At 72.0% G+C, this 18300-nt stretch carries 12 protein-coding genes; 6 read left to right on the forward strand and 6 right to left on the reverse strand.

What is annotated here, in order from left to right; all coding sequences use genetic code 11:
- Nucleotides 1–20: 20 nt before the first annotated feature.
- The 6 genes from AB0O28_RS20780 to AB0O28_RS20805 form a co-directional block, all read right to left on the reverse strand.
- On the reverse strand, nt 21–938 hold the full coding sequence (locus AB0O28_RS20780) for an alpha/beta fold hydrolase (protein WP_363642449.1): 918 nt from the start codon (nt 936–938) through the stop codon (nt 21–23).
- Nucleotides 935–1924 (reverse strand): NAD-dependent epimerase/dehydratase family protein, encoded by a 990-nt coding sequence (locus AB0O28_RS20785; RefSeq protein WP_363642451.1) that lies wholly within the window; start codon nt 1922–1924, stop codon nt 935–937. The genes AB0O28_RS20780 and AB0O28_RS20785 overlap by 4 nt, the downstream gene beginning before the upstream one ends.
- On the reverse strand, nt 1921–3642 hold the full coding sequence (locus AB0O28_RS20790; RefSeq protein ID WP_363642453.1) for a fatty acid CoA ligase family protein: 1722 nt from the start codon (nt 3640–3642) through the stop codon (nt 1921–1923). The genes AB0O28_RS20785 and AB0O28_RS20790 overlap by 4 nt, the downstream gene beginning before the upstream one ends.
- Nucleotides 3643–3646: 4 nt before the next feature.
- Nucleotides 3647–4666: a 3-oxoacyl-[acyl-carrier-protein] synthase III C-terminal domain-containing protein gene (locus AB0O28_RS20795; RefSeq protein ID WP_363642455.1), complete on the reverse strand. Its 1020-nt coding sequence runs from the start codon at nt 4664–4666 to the stop codon at nt 3647–3649.
- Between the two features lie 109 nt (nt 4667–4775).
- A complete protein-coding gene (locus AB0O28_RS20800) occupies nt 4776–12500 on the reverse strand; it encodes an SDR family NAD(P)-dependent oxidoreductase (protein ID WP_363642457.1) in 7725 nt (2574 codons plus the stop codon).
- Nucleotides 12501–12723: 223 nt separating this feature from the next.
- Entirely contained in the window at nt 12724–13314 is a 591-nt protein-coding gene (locus AB0O28_RS20805) for a TetR/AcrR family transcriptional regulator (RefSeq protein WP_363642459.1), read from the reverse strand.
- Nucleotides 13315–13404: 90 nt separating this feature from the next.
- Here AB0O28_RS20805 and AB0O28_RS20810 point away from each other — a divergent pair, with 90 nt between their 5' ends.
- The 6 genes from AB0O28_RS20810 to AB0O28_RS20835 all read left to right on the forward strand — a co-directional run bounded on the left by AB0O28_RS20810 (nt 13405) and on the right by AB0O28_RS20835 (nt 18298).
- A complete protein-coding gene (locus tag AB0O28_RS20810; protein WP_363642461.1) occupies nt 13405–14310 on the forward strand; it encodes an alpha/beta hydrolase in 906 nt (301 codons plus the stop codon).
- A 153-nt stretch (nt 14311–14463) separates the two neighbouring features.
- Nucleotides 14464–14772, forward strand: a complete 309-nt coding sequence (locus tag AB0O28_RS20815) for a hypothetical protein (protein WP_363642463.1) — start codon at nt 14464–14466, stop codon at nt 14770–14772.
- Between the two features lie 484 nt (nt 14773–15256).
- Nucleotides 15257–16387 (forward strand): low temperature requirement protein A, encoded by a 1131-nt coding sequence (locus tag AB0O28_RS20820; protein WP_363642465.1) that lies wholly within the window; start codon nt 15257–15259, stop codon nt 16385–16387.
- 35 nt (nt 16388–16422) lie between these two features.
- Nucleotides 16423–16668: a hypothetical protein gene (locus AB0O28_RS20825; RefSeq protein ID WP_363642467.1), complete on the forward strand. Its 246-nt coding sequence runs from the start codon at nt 16423–16425 to the stop codon at nt 16666–16668.
- A 108-nt stretch (nt 16669–16776) separates the two neighbouring features.
- Nucleotides 16777–17277 carry an EF-hand domain-containing protein gene (locus AB0O28_RS20830; RefSeq protein WP_363642469.1) on the forward strand — a complete coding sequence of 167 codons (501 nt, stop codon included), beginning with the start codon at nt 16777–16779 and terminating at the stop codon, nt 17275–17277.
- 91 nt (nt 17278–17368) lie between these two features.
- Entirely contained in the window at nt 17369–18298 is a 930-nt protein-coding gene (locus tag AB0O28_RS20835; RefSeq protein WP_363642471.1) for an SDR family oxidoreductase, read from the forward strand.
- Nucleotides 18299–18300: the final 2 nt, after the last annotated feature.

Here is an 18300-nt window from a genome sequence, read left to right on the forward strand (position 1 = left end):
CGGCGCCGGACCTCCCGCCGTCACCGCTCATGGCGCAGGAACGAGTGGATGGCGGGGACGAGGTCGGCGTGGGCGTCTTCCAGCAGGTAGTGGCCCGCGCCGGGATACAGGCGAGTCCGGGCGGCGGGAAAGCGCCGCAGCCATTCGGCCAGCACGGCGCGGTCGAAGACCGGGTCGCCCATCCCCCAGGCGATCAACGTCGGCCGGTCGGCGAACCGCGCCAGCGACCTGCCGGTGCTCTGGAGAACGGGCCAGGAAGGGTCGCCGGGGCGCAACGGGATGTCCTGGACGAAGCGTTGGATGGCCACGCGGTGCTCGGGCCGGTCGTAGGGGGTCAGGAACGCCGAGCGCACCGGAGCGGGCATCCGGCGCCGGACCCCCAGCGGCCGCCAGGTGGCGCCGCGGGCGAAGAGGTTGTGGCGCAGGAACAGGCGGGTGCCGAGCCGGGTGTCGCGCAGCACCCGGAACGGCAGCCGCAGCAGAGGGCGTACGCGTTCGCCGTACGGGTTGGGGAAGGCCGCGGTGTTCAGCAGGACCAGGCGGGCGACCCGGCCGGGGTGGCGGCAGGCCCAGGTCATGCCGATCGGCCCGCCCCAGTCGTGCAGCACGAGTGTCCACCCATGGTCGGGGGCGCCGTCGGCGATGAGGTGTCCGGTCAGGGCGTCCAGGTCGTCCACGCGGGCGGCCAGGTCGTAGGGATACCGGTCGGTTCCCGGCTTGTCCGACAGACCCATGCCGATGTGGTCGGGGGCGATGCAGCGGAACTCCTCGCGCAGCGCGAGGATCGGCCGCCGCCACAGGTAGCTCCAGGACGGGTTCCCGTGCAGGAACAGCACCGGCTGTCCCACTCCTTCGTCCAGGTAGTGCTGGCGCAGGCCGTCACGACGCGCATGGGCGAACCATCGGGACGTGAACGGATAATCCGGGAACACGGTCACCGGATCTTCTGCGCGGACAGGTGGGCGGCGAGCCGGGCCAGTCCTTCCGCCATGCTCACCCGGGGCCGGTAGCCGAGGTCGCGACGGGCCGCGGAGATGTCGAACCAGTGCGCCGTCGAGGCCTGCTCCACCAGGAACATCAGTGGTGGCAGGCGCCGCGCCCACGGCAGCCCGCGAGCCCGCTCCAGCAGCCGGGCCGCCTGCAGGACCGGTCCGGCCGGTGCCCGGCGTGTCACCGGGGGCGACCCGGCGGCGCGCAGCAGCAGGTTGAGCCATTCCCCGAAACCACAGGGCTCGCCCTGGGTGATGAAGTAGGCCCGGCCGGTCTGCGGCGAACCGGGACGCAACCGGTCGAGGGCGAGCAGGTGGGCGTCGGCGGCGTTGTCGATGTAGACGGTGTCGACGGTCTTGTCCGCCTCGCCGAGCAGCCACAGCAGGCGGCGGTGTGCCACCAGCCTGGGCAGGAAGTGCGGATCTCCCGGTCCCCAGATGAGATGCGGACGCAACGCGACCGCCGTCACCCGCCCGGCCGCGGCATCGGTGAGGACGAGCCGTTCGGCTTCGGCCTTGGTCCGGGGATAGGCGGCGGGAAAACGGCGGGAGTAGGGCGCGGACTCGTCCACTCCCTCCAGATCCCGCCCGTCGTGGACGACGCTCGGTGAGGACGTGTGAACCAGGTGTGCCCCGTGACGCGCGCAGGCGTCCAGCACGTTCCGCGTCCCCGACACGTTGATCTCCTCGTAGTCCCGGTCCCGTCCGTGTACGCCGGCCTTCGCGGCGCAGTGCACGACCGCCTCGCACGCGGCGACGGCGGCCAGCACCGCCGCGCGGTCGCGGACGTCGGCCAGGTGCTGGGTGACCCCGAGAGCCGCCAGCGCGGGGCTGTGGTGCCGCTGAAGTGCGTGCACGTCGTCACCGCGGGCGGCCAGCCGCCGGCAGACGGCCTCTCCCAGGAAGCCGCCGCCCCCGGTCACCAGGACCCTCATCGTCCGCCCGCCCGTACGCGTCGCGCGGCCCACCGGGCGAGCTCGTGCCGGCGGATCTTGCTGTTGTGCCGGGCGTCGACCGGGAACCCGGGGTGGAACAGCACGTCCCTAAGCGCAGCGGTGTGCGGATGGCGGGCAGCCGTGTCCAGGATGGCGGCCGTCACACGCGCGTCGTCGTGAGATCCCGGTTCGCGCTCCACGACCAGGACCGCACGCTGGGAGCCGGCGGGACCTACGCCGACCAGCGCGGTACGGTGGACCCCCGGTACGGAGGCGAAGACGGGTTCGACCTGATCGGTGTAGAGGTCACCGCCGGCGGTGCGGACCCGTTCCGATTTGCGCCCGGCGAACCAGAGCCGTCCCTGCTCGTCGAACCGGCCGACGTCACCCATCCGGTGCCAAACGCGGTCCCCGTCGCCGATCCGGGCCAGCGCGGTCGCCTCCGGATCGTCCAGATAGGGGTCGCTGACGGTGGGGGCGGCCACGACGATCTCTCCAATGGTGCCGGGCGGCACGACCAGGTCCTCGCTCCACTGTTCGATCGGGTCGTCGCTGACGGCGATGACGCGCACCTCGGTGCCCGGCAGTGGAGAACCCAGGCAGGTGCCCGCCCCCGCGGCGGTGGCCGCGGCGTGCCCGGCGAGCAGGCGGCTCTCGATCGCGGCCACCGGCATGCATTCGGTGGCGCCGTACACCGACAGCACCCGCGCGTCGTCGCGCAGGCAGCCGCGCAGGAGGTCCATCACCGGCATCGGCAGCGGTGCCCCGGCGGACACCACGTCGCCGAGCGTGTTCAGCACCAGACCATGGGCGGCGCAGTGACGCGCGAGCCGGTCCAGCAGCGCGGGAGCGGCGAACATCCCGGTCACGCGATACCGCTGGATGTCGGCGACCAGGGCGGCCGGATCGGCCCGTACAGGATGCCGCGGGTCCATGTCCGGGATCACCACCGTCGCCCCGAACGCCGCCGCGCCCAGGGCGAACGGCGCGAACGTCGACAACACCGGCGTTCCCGGTTCCACCGTGCCGAGTTCGCCCAGCAGGGTGAGCTGGGCGGTCAGGTGCCGGTGGCGCAGCGGCACGCCCTTGGGCGGGCCGGTGGATCCGGAGGTGTAGGCGATCAGCGCCAGGTCGTCGGGGCCTGCGGAGGGCCACCCTCCCGGCTCGCCGGGCCGAAGGCCACGTCCGGGCCCGCCCGACGGCCCCGCGTCCGACAGGCAGGCCGAGCCGCGAAGGCGCCGCGAGGGGACCGTGACGGACACGCGGACGTCGGGCGTCCAGCGCAGCAACCTCCTGGCCAGGTGCACGGCGGGAATCGCGATGAACGCCTCGGGCGCCGCCTGGCGCAGACAGCGTTTGATGGCCTCGAGTGGCAGCCCGGGATCGACCAGCACCGGTACCGCGCGAAGCCGCACCAGGGCGACGGCCAGCGCGCCCAGGTCCGGGCCCGGCGGCACCAGCAGACCGGTACGCATGCCCGGGCGGATTCCGGAATCCGCGAGGATCGCGACGGTGCGGTCCACCGACCGCGACATCTGTCCGTAGGTGACGGCCACCGGGGTCCGGCCACCGACCTGGCAGGCGATCACGTCGGGCTGCTCGCGGAACCACCGCTCGGCGCGGGCGATCAGCTCACCGGCCGGCTCGGCCGGGCCGGAGCGGCTCGGGCCGGATTCGCTCGGGCCGGATTCGCTGGGAGGGGTCGCCTGTGTGGTCACCGGATCACCACCGCACGACGACGATTCCGGCACTGGCCCCGCTGGCCAGGCCGACGAGGGCGACCAGGTCGCCGCGTCGTACCCGTCCGGACCCGACCACCCGCGCCAGTTGCACGAGCAGCGTCGCCGCGACGAGGTTGCCGTGCTGGGCGATGGTGACGACGACTTTGCCCTGCGGTATGCGCACCTGGTCGCAGAACCACCACAGCGTCGGCAGCGTCGCCTGGTGCACACAGACGGCCGCGAAGTCGTCCCAGGTCAGCCCGAGATCGGCGAGGGGTTTGTGGAAGACGGCGTAGTCGATGTTCTCGATGCCGCGCACCAGCTCGACGGAGTCGACGATCAGCGGCCCGATGGTGGGCCGGTCCGCCCACGGGTCGCTGGTGAGGTTGTCCACGGCGGAGACCGCCGCCTGCCATCCGGCGGAGTACGCGGAGAACCGGTGGGCGAGCACCCCCGGTTCGGTGCCGGCCTCCAGGAGCAACGCGGCGCCGGCGTCGGAGACGGTGTAGGACGCGGCGACGGTGACGTACTCCTCGGCGTCGGCCAGGGTCCACGGTGTGCCGGCGGTGGGCAGCTCTCCGCAGCAGATGAGGATCCGCCGATGACGGCCGCCGGAGATCAGCGCGTCGGCCACCTGGATGGCGTTCAGCACGCTGTTGCAGGCGTTGCGTATGTCGAAGACCGGGCAGCAGGCCCCGATCTTGGCCGCCACGACGTGTCCGGTGGCCGGCTCGACGGCGTCGGACGACACTCCCGCGTAGATGAGCAGGTCGAGGCCGGCGGCCTGGAGGTCGTTGTCCTCCAGGACCCGGCGGGCGGCGTGTGCCGCCAGGTCGGACGGCTTCTCGTGGGGAGGGGCGACGTGCCGGCGCCGGACTCCGCTGTGGTCGTGGATCAGCCCGCGGGGCAGGTCCAGTGACGGGTTGCGGGCGGCGAGCCGGTCCTCCAGCTCGGCCGTGCTCAGCGTGGTCTCGGGCAGGTGGGCGGCCACCCCGGCCAGCCGGGTGTGCAGAGTCAACACAGGCCTCTCTTCTGTGCCGGTCTTGGGTGCCGGACCTGAACGGCCGGCGGGGGAGGGAGGGACCCGTGGCCGCGGACGTCGCCGCGGCACGGGCTCCGCCGTCACTGGTTCAGGCCGGCTCTCCCGCACGGGCGAGCACACCGGCGGGCTGCTGGTCGCCGCGCAGCCCGAGACGGATGAGCAGGCTCTGGGCGATGTCGGCGACGGTCCCGCCGCTGCGCATCAGCTCCATGGGCGGGATGTCGACGCCGAACCGGCTCCGGATCGAGGTCAGCAGTTCGGTGGCCATGAGGGAGTCAAGTCCGTACTCGTCCAGCCGCCGGTCGTCGGCGATCTGGTCGGCAGGGACGAGCAGGACGCCCGACAACAACCCGGTGATCTGCTCGGTGATGTACGCGTACGTCTGCTCGTAGGTCATCCCGGCCAGCAGCGACCGCAGGTCGGGCAGCTGCTGTTCCGTGCCGGGCGGCAGCACCGGGGACAGCCACGGACGCTGCAGGCCGGGCAGCACCTGCCGCAACCGGCCCCAGTCGCAGCGGCCGACCATGGCCACGTCGGCGTGCTCGCCGAGCATGGCCTCCACGGCGTCCAGCGCCCGGGCGGGAGACATCGGCGGGATCCCGGCCTTGGCCAGTGCCTCTCCCTGCCTGCCCCGGGTCAGCACCCCGGTCTCCGCGAGCGCGCCCAGGCAGGCCGCCAGTCCCGGCAGGCCTTGCCGGCTCCGCCGCCGGGCCAGCGCCTCCAGGAACAGGTTCGCCGCGACGTACGACGTCTGGCCGAGGTTGCCGATGGTGGTGAGGGAGGAGTACATGACGAACAGGTCGAGGGGCCGATCCCGGGTCAGCTCGTCCAGCACCATCGCGCCGGCGACCTTCGGGTGCAGGACGGCTCGGATCCGGTCGTCGCCGAGGTCGGCGAGCGGGCCGTCGTCGAGGTGCATGGCCGCGTGGACGACGCCGCGCAGCGGGTGGCCGCCGGAGTCCAGGTCGTGCAGGATCCGCCGCATGGCGTCGCGGTCGGCCACATCGGCGGCGTACGCGCGGACCTCCACCCCCGATCTCTCCAGTTCCTCCAGCAGAGCGGGAGCTTCGGGCGCCTCGGCGCCCCGGCGGCCGACCAGGGCCAGGTGGCGGGCGCCCCGCCGGGCGAGGCGGCGAGCCGTCGCCGCGCCGAACCCGCCCAGGCCGCCCGTGACCAGGTAGGTCCCCTCCGGTTCCAGGCGCAGCACCTCCTGCCGGGGCCGGACGGTGACCGGTTCGTCGCACGGGTCGAAGGAAACCACGACTTTTCCGATGTGCCGGGAGTGGCGCATCATCGCGAAGGCGTCGGCGACACGGGCGGCCGGATACACCGTGTGCGGCAGCGGCCGGAACCGCCCGGATTCGTACAGGGGTGCGGCCTGCGCCGTGCTTTCGGCCATCAGCTCGGGCGCCTTCCACATGAGGGTGCCCACGTCCACGCCGTAGAACGCGATGTTGTCGGAGAACGGGCGCAGCAGCAGGGACCTGTTCTGGTAGATGTCCCGTTTGCCGAGCTCGATGAACCGGCCGCCGTGCCGCAGGCATTCCACGCCCCGGTTGACGGCTTCACCGGCCAGCGAGTTGAGCACGACGTCCACTCCCCGGCCCCCGGTCAGCTCCTTGACCTGCTCGGCGAAACGCAGACTGCGCGAGTCCAGGACGTGGTCGGCTCCCATCGCGAGCAGCAGGTCGCGTTTGGCGGCGGTGCCGGCGGTCGCGATCACCCGGGCTCCGTGGTGCCGGGCGTACTGCAGCGCGGCCAGGCCGACCCCACCGGCGCCGCCGTGGACCAGGATCGTCTCACCCGCCTTGACGCGTGCGCAGTATCCCAGCGAATGGTGCGCGGTGGAGAACGCCATCGGCAAGGTGGCGGCTTCGGTGAAGGTCATCCCCTCGGGGACGGTGACGGCCGCCCAGGCCTTGACCCTCGCGTGACTGGCGAACCCGACGGGTCCCGCGGCCATGACCCGGTCACCGGGCCGCGTCCCGGTGACGCCGGCGCCGACGGCGGTGACGATCCCGGCGCATTCCAGGCCCAGCCCGTGCCCGCCGAAGACCGCTTCGACGGCCTCGGTGGGCAGCAGGTTCACCGCGTGCATCACGTCGCGGTAGTTCAGCCCGATCGCCCGCACCTCGACCACGACCTCGTCGGGCTCGGGCCGCGGCATCGGGATCTCCTCCCAGGCCAGCGTGTACGACAGCCCGGGATCGCGCACCGTGAGCCGGTAGGCGCCACCGGAACCGGCAGGCAGGCCGCGGGCGTGCTCGCCCGACTCGAGCAGCCGTGGCACGAAACGTCCCCGGCGGGTCAGCAGGATCTCGTCCTCCTCACCCGGGTCGAGCAGTTCCGCCGCCAGGCGGCCCGCGTCCCGTGCGGCGTCACCGGTGCGGTGCAGGCAGAGCCGGCGTATCCCCAGCCGCGGCTGCTCGTTGCCCAGCGAGCGCGCCGTCCCCCATGTCGCCGCGTCCTCGGGGTGGAGACGGACGTCGGGGAGGTCGGGTTCCGGCAGCGCGGCGCAGGGGCGGGCCACCAGCCACACCGCGGTCGCGACGTGCTCGGGCAGTTGCTCGCAGGCCAGTGCGACGGCCCGCAGCGCCGCGGCCCGCCGGGTGATCCGCTCGACGGTCGCCCCCGGCTCTGTGTCGCCGGTCGCCTTCGGTTCTGTGCCGATGCTCGCCTTCGGCTCGGTGCCGCCCGCTCCGCGCGGGTCGCTGTCGTCCGCTCCGCCCAGGACGATCGCGATGGTGACCGTCTGGGCGGTGAGCGGGATGCGATCGGTCCAGTGGTCGGGATCGTCGCTGAGCGGCGAGTGGAGCACGTCGCCGCCCCGCGTTCGCAACAGAGCCCGCAGTTCGTCGGTCAGAGCGCCGGTGCCGTTCTCGTCGGCGAGGATCCACGTGCCTGCGGCGTCCGGCAGGGGGTGCTCGGCGGCCGCGGCGCCCTTCATCGCGCCTTCCACAGCGCCCTCCACCGCGCCTTCCACAGCGCCCTCCACGGCGACGGCCGGAGCGGCGGCCAGCATCACCGAGAAGTCGCCGGCCGCACGTTCGTCGTCGTCGCCGGTCTGGACGACCCCGGTGTAGCCGGCCTCCGCGAGCACCTCCGGCCATTTCTCCCGGGACAGCAGCGGCGAGCGCGGGCGCAGGTGCGCGTCGGTGAAGTCCCAGAAGTCCTCCTGCACGCCGAGGAACGGCAGCAGGGTCCCCACCCGATGCGGTTCGGCGATGAGCAGGTGGCCGCCGGGAACCAGGAGGGCGGACAGGCGGTGCAGCGCGGCGCGCAGATCACGGGCCAGATGCAGGCTGTTCGCCGCGACCACGAGATCGAACCCGCTCGCGGCCAGCCCCTGCTCGACCGGGTCGGCGTTCAGGTCGAGGACGGCGTAATCGACGAAGTCGAAGTCGGCGAAGCGCTGCCGCAGACGGGTCAACGCCGTCTCGGCGAGGTCGGTGACCAGGTAGCGGGTGCGGCCGGCGGGCAGGACGGGCAGCAGCATGGCGGTGGTGCCGCCCGTCCCCGCGCCGGCTTCCAGCACACGCAGCGGCCGGTCGGCCGGCCATCGCCGGACGATCTCCTCGACGAGCGCCCGGGCGATCCGGTTGGTGAACAGGTTGACCGGCCCGATGTCGTGGAACTGCTCCATCAGCTCGTGACCGCCGCCCGAATCCAGGACGTCGGACCCGGCACGCCGGCCCGCGAGCAGTTCGGGCAGGCACCGGCCGACGCGTACGGACAGGGCGCTCTGGGCGGCGAAGGCGGCTCCCCTGGCGAGGAGGTCCCGATGCAGGTCGTCCACGTGCGTCGGCATCGGGGGAGGGCCCTCGACCGGCCGTTCGAGCAGCCCGTCCCGTTTGAGCAGCCCGTCCCGTTTGAGCAGCCCGTGCCGTTCCAGCAGTGGCAGGGCCGCGCGGATCATCCGCCGGTGATGCGCCCCCGGACATGCCTCGATCAGTTCCTCGACGTCGATCGGCCGCCCGCCGGTCGGCTCCCCGAGCGCGCCGGCCAGCGTGTGCGCGAACACCTCCTCGAGCCGTGCGGCGTACTCCGGGTAGTGCAGCTCGTGCCACGCCGAGCGCAGCCGGTCGATCCGCTCGGCCGCGCCGGACAGGATCCGCCCGGGACCGGGGGCCGGCCACGGCTCGGCTGGAGCGCCGGCCCGGGGCGCGGCCCGCAGCGCCGTCTCGTAACGGGCCACTGGGGTGATGTGGACGCCGGGCATCCGGCGCAGCCGGCAGCCCTCCACTTCGGCGGCGATCCGGCCGTCGTCGTCGGCGACCACGATGTCCCAGCAGACCTCCTCGGCGCTGCGGGAACGTTCCCGTACGTACACCAGCCCCTGCGCGGAGGGCGTTCCCCACAGACGGACGGAGCCGATCGCGGCCGGCATGTAGCCGCGGCCCGACCGTAGCGAGTCCACCAGCCACAGCACGCCGGCCTGCAGCGCGCTGTCCAGCACCACCGGGTGCATCTGATAGCGCCCCTGCCCCTGCTCCGGGCACGAGTAGGCGCCCAGCACCTCCCGCTCGCCCATCCACAGCTCGGTCAGGACCTGGAACCGCGGCCCCCACACCATGTGTCCTTCCGCGGCCCGCGCGTAGTAGCCGGGCACGTCCACGCGCGTGCCGATGCGAGCGCGCAGCGCGGCCACGTCCAGCGGCGGCGGAGTCCGGCGCAGCAGCGGCCGTACCCGGGCACGGAAGTGCTCGCGGGGCTGATCCGCCTGCCGGCCGGCACTGGCCACGGTGATCCGCCCGGTCTCGGCGCACAGCGACGTCTGCGCGTATACCGGATCGGCGTCGGCCTGTGACGGCACCACCATGGCCCGGCTGATGTCGACCCTGTCCACTTCCACGGCCTCGGCGGCGTCGGGCATGGTTAGCCGGGCGGCGGCGACGGCCATCTCCACGTATCCGGTGGCCGGCATGACCGCGGCGCCGCCGGCCCGGTGGTCGGCCACCCAGGGCACCCGTACCCGGTCGATCTCTCCCTGCCAGGTGGGGTCCAGCACCGGCATCCGCTGTCCGAGCAGCGGATGCCGGATCGTCGTGTCGATGTTGGTCTGCACCCAGGTGTGCGGACCTCCGATCCAGTGCCGTTCGCGCTGCCAGGGGTAGGCAGGCAGCGATCGCACCGCGCCGGGGCGGGGGAAGTACCGATCCCAGTCGAGCCGCGCACCGGCCGCGACGAGTTCGGCGACCGCGCCGCGGATACGCGCCGGGCCCGGCTCGTGCCGGCGCAAGGTGGTCACGACGGCCGCGCGTACCCGTGCGGTGCCGCTTATGCGGCGCAGGTACGAGCGCAGCACCGGATGCGGTCCGATCTCCAGCAGCACGTCGAAGCCGTCGCCGAGCACCCGCTCGACCGCCGTGTCGAACCGCACCGGCTCGCGGACGTTCCGCCACCAGTAGGCCGCGTCCAGCTCCGGCCCCCGGACCAGGTCGCCTGTCACCGTGGACACCAGGGGGATCCGCGCCGTGGCCGGCCGCAGCCCGGCGAGTCCCTCGGCCAGGGGCCGCCGCACCGGATCCATGGCGCTGCTGTGGAAGGCGTAGTCCAGGTCCAGCTCGCGGAAGAAGATCTCGCGCGAGGCGAGGTCCTTCGCCAGTGACTTCAGCGACTCGTCCGGTCCGGCGATCGTGACGTCGCGGTCGGAGTTGACCGCCGCGATCTCCAGGTGAGGGTAGCCGGCCAGGATCTGCCTGGCCGCGGTCTCGGGCAGCCCGAGCGCGGCCATCCGGCCCTGCCCCCGGGTGACCGACTGGGCCATGCCGCGCTCGGAGATCACCTGCGCCGCCTGGGCCGATGACAGGGCGCCGGCGGTGTGGGCGGCGGCGATCTCGCCCACGCTGTGGCCGAGCACCGCTCCCGGCCGTACGCCCGCCGCCTTGAGCATCTCCACCAGGCCGACCTGGACGGCGAACAGCAACGGCTGCGCCACTTCGGTCGCCGACAGCCGTGCCCGCTCGGCAGGCAGGGACAGTTCCTCGAGCACCGACCAGCCGAGCCGCTCGGACAGTTCGGCGTCGACCGCTTCAACGGCCGAGCGGAAGGTCTCGTCGGACAGCAGGTCGGCGCCCATCCCGGCCCACTGTGAACCGTTGCCGGAGAACACGAAGGCCACCCGCCCGTGCTCCACCGCCTCCGACTCCGCCACCGCCGCGTCCCCGGCTCCGGGCCGCCTGCCCGTACCGGATTCACCGGTGGCGGGGCCGGTTCGCTCCGGGGCATCCGCCAGGCTCGCCAGCGCCCGCGCCGCCGCGGCGGCGGTGCCGGCCAGCACCACGGCGCGATGCCGGTGGCCGCCGCGCCGCCGGGTCGCGGTGTAGGCCACGTGATAGAAATCCCGTTCGTCGAGGGACGCCAGGTGCGCGGCGGTCCGTTCCACGGCTTCCCGCAGCGCCGGCCGGCTGCGCGCGGACACGACGACGGGCAGCGCTCCTGCGGGGGGTGCCGCCGGTTCGTCCCCCTCCGCCCCGGCGGCGGCCGGTGTGGGCGGTGCGGCGAGCGCCACATGGGCGTTCGCGCCCCCGAACCCGAAGGAGTTGACTCCGGCGACGGGCCGCTCGCCTGCTTCGTCCAGCGGTCGCGGCCCGACGGTGACGCTCAGCCCGAGGGCGTCGAAGTCGATGCGGGGGTTGAGCGTGGTGGCGTGCAACGAGGGCGGGATCATCCGATGCCGGAGCACCAGCAGGGCCTTGAACAGCCCCGGCATGCCCGAGGCGGGCTCCAGGTGCCCCAGGTTGGACTTCACCGAGCCGATGGGCAGGACTCCGCGCGTGCGCCGGCTGCCGAGGGCCCGCCCCAGGGCCTGGCATTCGGCCGGATCACCGGCCTGGGTGCCGGTGCCGTGCGCCTCCACGTACACGATCTCGTCGGGGCTGATGCCCGCCGTGGTGTACACCTGCCGTAACAGGGCTTCCTGCGCTTCGGCGTTCGGCAGCGCCAGCCCCATGGTGTGGCCGTCGTTGTTGGTGGCGGCGCCGACGATGACGCCGTGGACACGGTCGCCGTCGGCGATCGCGTCGGCCAGGCGCTTGAGCACCACCACACCGCCGCCCTCCGCGCGTACGAACCCGTCGGCGTCGGCGGAGAACGCGCGGCAGCGGCCGGTCGGCGACAACATCGACGCCTGGCTGAAACCGATGAAGGGGCCGGGACCGAGCAGCAGGTTGACCCCGCCGGCCAGCGCCATCCGGCTGGATCCCTCAGCGAGGGACCGCCAGGCGCGCTCCACGGCCGTCAACGACGACGAGCACGCGGTGTCGATGCTCATGCTCGGACCGCGCAGGTCGAAGAAGTGCGACAGCCGGTTGGCCGCGATGGACAGGGTTCCCCCCGACATCGAGTACGGACCCATGGCGCCCGGCTCCAACGCCTGCATCGTGCCGTAGGCGGGATCCGAGATGCCGATGAACACTCCGGTGTCCGTGCCTGCCAGCACGGCCGGATCGATGCCCGCGTCGTCCAGGGCCTCGACGGCCATCTCCAGGAGCAACCGCTGCTGCGGGTCCATCGAGGCGGCCTCTTTGGGGGAGATACCGAAGTAGGCCGCGTCGAAGACGGTGATGTCCTCGTCGAGGAAGCCTCCGGCCCGGGTGTAACTCCTGTTCGGCCTCGGCATGGTGTCGTCGACGAACCGATCGGCCTCGAACCTGCTCGGCGGTATCCGGCCGACCAGATCCGCGCCCTGCCGCAACGCCTGCCAGAGCCCGTCGAGGTTCACGACGCCGCCGGGCAGGCGGCATCCCACGCCCACCACCGCCGCCGCGTGCTCCGGCCATGCCTGCTCCGCTGTCGGGTCGTCCGCGCTCATGTCGCCCTTCCTGCTCAGGTCCACCACGACTCGGCACTTCGCCGATCGGCTTGCTGTCCCGGCCAGGGTTCATTCAGCGCGCCTGACGCAGGGCCAGGCGGTCGGCCACTATGTCATCACAACTCCGCGTATATGCATAGGTACTCTGTGTATTTGCCCAAGAGAAGGATGTTATGTCAGATATGCGCGGTCGGCACCGATCCTGTGCTCGGTTGCCGCGGCGTTATCGGACGCGGAATATGCGGTCCAGGTGGCGGTCGACGGCGCCGATAACGGTCTCCTCGGTGTAATGGCCGATCAGCGTGGGGTTGACCAGTCCCTGGGTGATGGCGAACAGGAGCACGGCCTCCCGCTCGGGGTCCAGATCGGCCGGCGCCTCGCCGCTCCGCTGAGCGCGCCGGATCTGCTCGGCGAAGAAGACGGTGTGGTAGGGGTAGCCCTCTCGCAGGGTCGCGGCGTACGCCGGCTCGACGGCCGACCGGGCGAGGAACGCCAGCGCGATCCGGGCCTCGGTGCGCCGCTCGTCGTCCAGGGGCAGCATCTCGATGATCGCGCTGCGGACGAGATCGCGCGGTGAGCGCGGATCGAGGCAGGCGTTGACCCGCTGGTAGATGCGCTCGTGCACGTGGATCAGCGCGAAAATCATCATCTGATCCTTGGTGGCGAAGTAGTGCTGGATCCTGCCCATGGACACCCCGGCCTCCGCCGCCACGTGCCGCAGGCTGACGCCCTCCAGCCCCTCGCGATCGACGATTCGCAGCAGCGCGTCGGCTATCTGCCTGCGCCGGGCCTGATGATCAACCTGTTTGGGCATGCCAGTTCGCTTTCACAATGCAGATGCATTGCAATCTGTCTCTCTCGCTTTTACGATGCGAGTGCATTGTAATCCTCTGAAGGAGGACCCATGCCCATCCGGACGACGCGCTACGGCGCGGTGGAGATCGCCTACGAGACGTTCGGATCGCCGGACGGCGACCCGTTACTGCTGATCATGGGCACGGCCATGCAGATGGTGATGTGGCCCGACGACCTGTGCGCCATGCTGGCCGATAGAGGCTTCGCCGTGGCCAGGTTCGACAACCGCGACGCCGGCCTGTCGACCCACTTTCCCGAGGCCGGGCGGCCGGGCCTGGCCAAGGACTGGTTCAGGGCCGGCAGGGCGGCGGCGTACCGGCTGGAGGACATGTCCGACGACGCCCTCGCCGTGATGGACGCGCTCGGCTGGAGCGGCGCGCACCTCTTCGGAGCGTCTCTGGGCGGCGCCATCGCCCAGCTCGCCGCGATCCGGCACCCCGAGAGGGTGCGCACCCTCACCGTCTCCTCCGCCTACGCCGGCTGGAAGCGCGGCAGGGTGAACATGTCGACCGTGTTCAAACTGGTGCTCGGCCAGAGTCTCAAGAGGTACCCCACAGGCAGGGAGGGGGCGATCCAACGCGTCGTCGACGCCATGCGGATCCTCGGATCGCCCGGTTATCCGCTCGACGAGGCATGGTGGCGCCACGCCGCGGGCGTGTCCTATGAGCGCGACTCCGGCCCCGCGGGCGGAGAGATGCGCCAGTCCGCCGCGGCTGCGGCAACCGGTGACCTGCTGCCCCGGCTGGCCGTGATAGACGTGCCCACCCTGGTCATCCACGGCGAGGACGACCCGATGATCCGGCCGCGCGCGGCGAAGGAGATCGCAGCCGCCATTCCCGGCGCCCGTCTCGTCCTCTATCCGGGTATGGGCCACAACCTTCCACGCGAACTCTGGCCCGCCATCATCGACAGGCTCTGCGCCCTGGCCGGCCGTACACAGCCGGCCTCCGACTAGCGTGCTCCCCTTCGGCCGCCGCAGCCGTGCGCCCCCGTGGGTGAGCTGAAGCCGTCTGACCGACAGGCGACTATGTCACTTCAGGTAGTTGTTACGTAACAGAGAGTTGCATCAGGATCTGGGGGTGACCACCACAACTGCCGAGGAGGCTCCTTGACGCTCTCCAGCATTCCCACCCTCGTCCGCCGTCTGGCCGGCGCCGCCGCCCTGGTGCTGGCAGCCGGCGCCGCCGCCCTGCCTGCCACGGCGGCCACTCTGCCGGCGCAACCGCCACCGGGCGTAGTCGGGATCCGGGACAGCGGCGCTGCCCAGCGGCCCGCCGGAGACGATGTGTACCGCACCTGGTATACGAGCCACGCCAACTGCGTGGCAGCCGGCCAGGGAGGGATCGATCGAGGCCACTGGGAGCACTACACCTGCTCGGAGGGCGACTGGTTCTGGCACCTGTGGACCAACCGCTGAGCCGGGGGACGACAGACACCTGGAAGACGGCCGCGAGTCCTGCACGACCTGGTGCCGCACAGCTGGATCTGTAGAAGCCGTAGGCGCAGGTGCCGCTGAAAGCGGTGCCTGCGCCTGGTGACGATGGTCGCTCTTCACGACGGGCTCGGGGGCGGTCTTCGTGCTCTCCTGGCGATACCTACTACCGAAGGGGTCACCTGCGGATACGTGCCGAACCCGGCGGCGCTGCCGGGCGAGTAGGGACAGCCGCTGCTGGCCTGCATCGGCGACCACGCCGAACTGTCCGAGATCGGACAAGCTCGGCCTGCAGCTGTCCGACCGGGACCACCGCCATGTCCGTGCGGTCGTGACCTGTCTCAACGTGGTGCGCGACGTACCGCCCTCCGAGACCGCGTGGGCGTGATACGCCCGGTGCGGACCCGGCCCTTGGGTTATATTTGCTGATCATGGGATATGTCCGCTCGCTTCGGACGGATTTCGACTCGTGACCGCGGACGCCCCGGCGGCCGGCGCCGCGGCGCGAACACCGGCGGCCAAGCGGGTCACCTGGGCGGAGTTGTTCTTCGACCTCGTCTTCGTCTTCGCCGTCACGCAGTTGTCCGCCTCGCTGCACGCGGACGACTCCCTGGCCGGGCTGGGCCGGGCACTGGTGGTCTTCGTCCCGGTCTACTGGGTGTGGGTGAGCACGTCGGTCCACACGAACACCCGCGACGTCGACAACGCGGTCGACCGCTTCGGGATCCTGGCCGCCGGGCTCGGCAGCCTGCTCATGACACTGGCCATCCCCGGCGCGTACGGCGAGCGGGCGATGCTGTTCGCCGTCTCCTATCTCGCGGTCCGGACGCTGTTGCTGGTGTTGGTGGCCCGCACCCGTGGGTGGTTCGCCAACCCGTTCAGCGTCGCCGTGTTCGTGGCCGCGCCGCTGCGGCTGGCCGGCGCGGCTCTGGGCGGGGCCTGGCAGGTCGCGCTGTGGACGGTGGCGGCGGTGGTCGACATCGCCGCGCCGGCGCTGACCCGCAGGCGGGTGAGCCGGGTCGTGCGGTTCCACCCGGCGCACCTGTCCGAACGGTTCGGCCTGTTCCTGATCATCGCGCTCGGCGAGTCGGTCGTCGCGCTCGGTGCGCCCGCCGCGGCCCACGGCGCGCTGGACACCGGCGTGGGTGTGGCCGTGGCCGTCGCGTTCGTGCTGGTCGGCGGCTTGTGGTGGATGTACTTCGAGTTCGCCGCCGAGGCCGTGCACCACGCGGTGGAAACCTCGCGGGTGCCCGCGGACACCGTGCGGCAGATCCTCACGTACGCGCACTTCGGTCTCATCGCCGGCATCGTCTGCGTGGCGTACGGCGTCGGGGAGGCCGTGCACCGGCCGGGCCACCACCTGGGCGGCACGCCGGGCGTCCTGTTGTTCGGGGGCTGCGCGCTCTTCGTCGCCACCCTCGCCTACACGGGATGGCGCATCTCGCGCTCGGTGCCCCGAATCCGGCTGGCCGGGGCCGTGCTCATGCCGGCGCTGCTGCCGGTCGCCCGTCTCGTCCCCGCTCTGGGCGCACTCTGCCTGCTGGTCGTGGTGGTCGTCGCCGTCGACGTATGGGAGTTCGCCGCCAACCGGCGGGGATGACCGCGGCGAGTCGAGGGCAAGGGTGGTCCGGCTCGGTGCCCGGCCTGCGGCTTCACGGCGGCCACGACGTTCGTCCCGACGACGGCGACTCCGTCGACGATTGGCGGGACGCCGAGTGGCGCTACCTGCACGAGAGCGCCGAGAAGTTCAACGCCGGCCAGAAGGAGCTGGTCGCGGTCCCGGCGATCGAGAACACCTGGTACGACGGCACCGGCCACATCAACGTGTTCGACGGCCGCGGGCGCCACGGCTCATTCGGATGCGCGTTCCACTCTGCGTAATGCTTTAGTCACCCGGTGACTATGGTCACCGAAAGTGACCCCTTGGCATCATTGAGTCTCCCTCGAGGAACGGAGACGGATGTGGCCAGTGAGTTCCAGCGGAGAAAGGTGAACGGAGTCTTCCGGGCCATGGATGTGGACGGCGACGGCCGGCTGACCGAGGCGGACTTCCAGGCGCTCGCCCGCCGCTGGACGGAGGTCGCCGGATCGGCCGATCCTGAGCGGCTCGCCGCCGTCATGACCGGCTGGTGGCCGGTGCTCCGGGCCGCCTCGGGCCTCGACGGCGACAACGCGGTCACCCTCGACGAGGTGCTCCTCGTCGTGGACGGCCTCGGCGACAGGGCGGACGCCGTCTCCGCCACCGCCGACGCCATGTTCGAGGCCGTCGACCTCAATGGGGACGGCCTCATCTCCCGTTCGGAGTACGGCGCGCTCATCGAGACGTGGAACGGCACGCCCACGGCGACCGACGACATCTTCCCGCGCCTGGACCTGGACGGTGACGGCCACCTCACCCGCGACGAGTTCCGCACCCACTGGACCGAGTTCTGGGCAGGCGACGACCCGAACGCTCCCGGGGCCTACGTCTTCGGCACTCACGTGGAGTAGCCGGGGCCGGCGCCTCGCACGTGTCACAGACGAGAACCCTGGCCTGTCTTTTTCGGCAGACCGGAACTCTCTGTTGACCAGGAGGCTTGCTATGGATGCCGGGAGCGTTCCCGATTTGACCGGCAAGGTGGCCGTGGTGACGGGCGGGAGCGACGGGCTCGGTCTCGGCTTGGCCATACGACTGGCGCAGGCCGGGGCCGAGGTCGTGCTGCCGGTCCGCAATTCCGCCAAGGGCGCCGCCGCCGTCCAGAAGATCCACTCGGCCGTGCCGAAGGCCTCCGTCTCCACTCGTGAGCTCGACCTGGCCTCGTTGCAATCGATCGCGGCGCTCGCCGCCACCCTTCGTCGCGAGGCCCGCCCGATCGACATCCTGATCAACAACGCGGGCGTGATGGCCCCCGCCACCCGGCAGACCACCGCGGACGGCCTGGAGTTGCAGTTCGGCACCAACCACATCGGCCATGTGGCGCTGGTGGCACGGCTCCTTCCGCTGCTGCGCCTGCGCGGAGCGCGGGTCACCACGATGTCCAGCAGCGCCGCCCGCTCCGCCGCCATCGACTGGGCCGACCTGCAGAGTGAACGAAAATACTCGCCGATCCGCTCGTACGGTCAGTCGAAGCTGGCCAACCTTCTCTTCGGGCTCGAACTGGACCGGCGCAGCAGGGCCGGCGGGTGGGGCGTCGTCAGCACCGTCGCGCACCCCGGCACGACCCTGACGAACCTCTACGCGTCCGGCCCGAACCTGGGCCGCACCCGTTCCGCACCCTACGAGAGGATCATGACGCTACTCCTCCGGTGGGGTCTGTTCGTACAGACGGTCGACGCCGGGCTGCAGCCGGCCCTGTACGCGGCCACGAGCCCTCAGGCGCAGGGCGGCCGTTTCTACGGCCCCGACGGCATCGGCCAGTTCACCGGTGGACCCACGGAGTTGCCCCTCTACAGATCGGTCCGGGTCGAGCGCGACGCGGCCCGGCTGTGGACCGTCTCCGAGCGACTGGCCGGGGTCGAGTTCCCCGCCTGAGG

Origin of the sequence: Microbispora sp. NPDC088329, from assembly GCF_040685655.1 — a bacterium.
Lineage (GTDB): Bacteria > Actinomycetota > Actinomycetes > Streptosporangiales > Streptosporangiaceae > Microbispora.

Coding starts and splice junctions, on each gene's coding strand:
- AB0O28_RS20785 (WP_363642451.1), bottom strand. CDS start 1,924: ATGAGGGTCCTGGTGACCGGGGGCGGCGGCTTCCTGGGAGAGGCCGTC.
- AB0O28_RS20800 (WP_363642457.1), bottom strand. CDS start 12,500: ATGAGCGCGGACGACCCGACAGCGGAGCAGGCATGGCCGGAGCACGCG.
- AB0O28_RS20805 (WP_363642459.1), bottom strand. CDS start 13,314: ATGCCCAAACAGGTTGATCATCAGGCCCGGCGCAGGCAGATAGCCGAC.
- AB0O28_RS20810 (WP_363642461.1), top strand. CDS start 13,405: ATGCCCATCCGGACGACGCGCTACGGCGCGGTGGAGATCGCCTACGAG.
- AB0O28_RS20835 (WP_363642471.1), top strand. CDS start 17,369: ATGGATGCCGGGAGCGTTCCCGATTTGACCGGCAAGGTGGCCGTGGTG.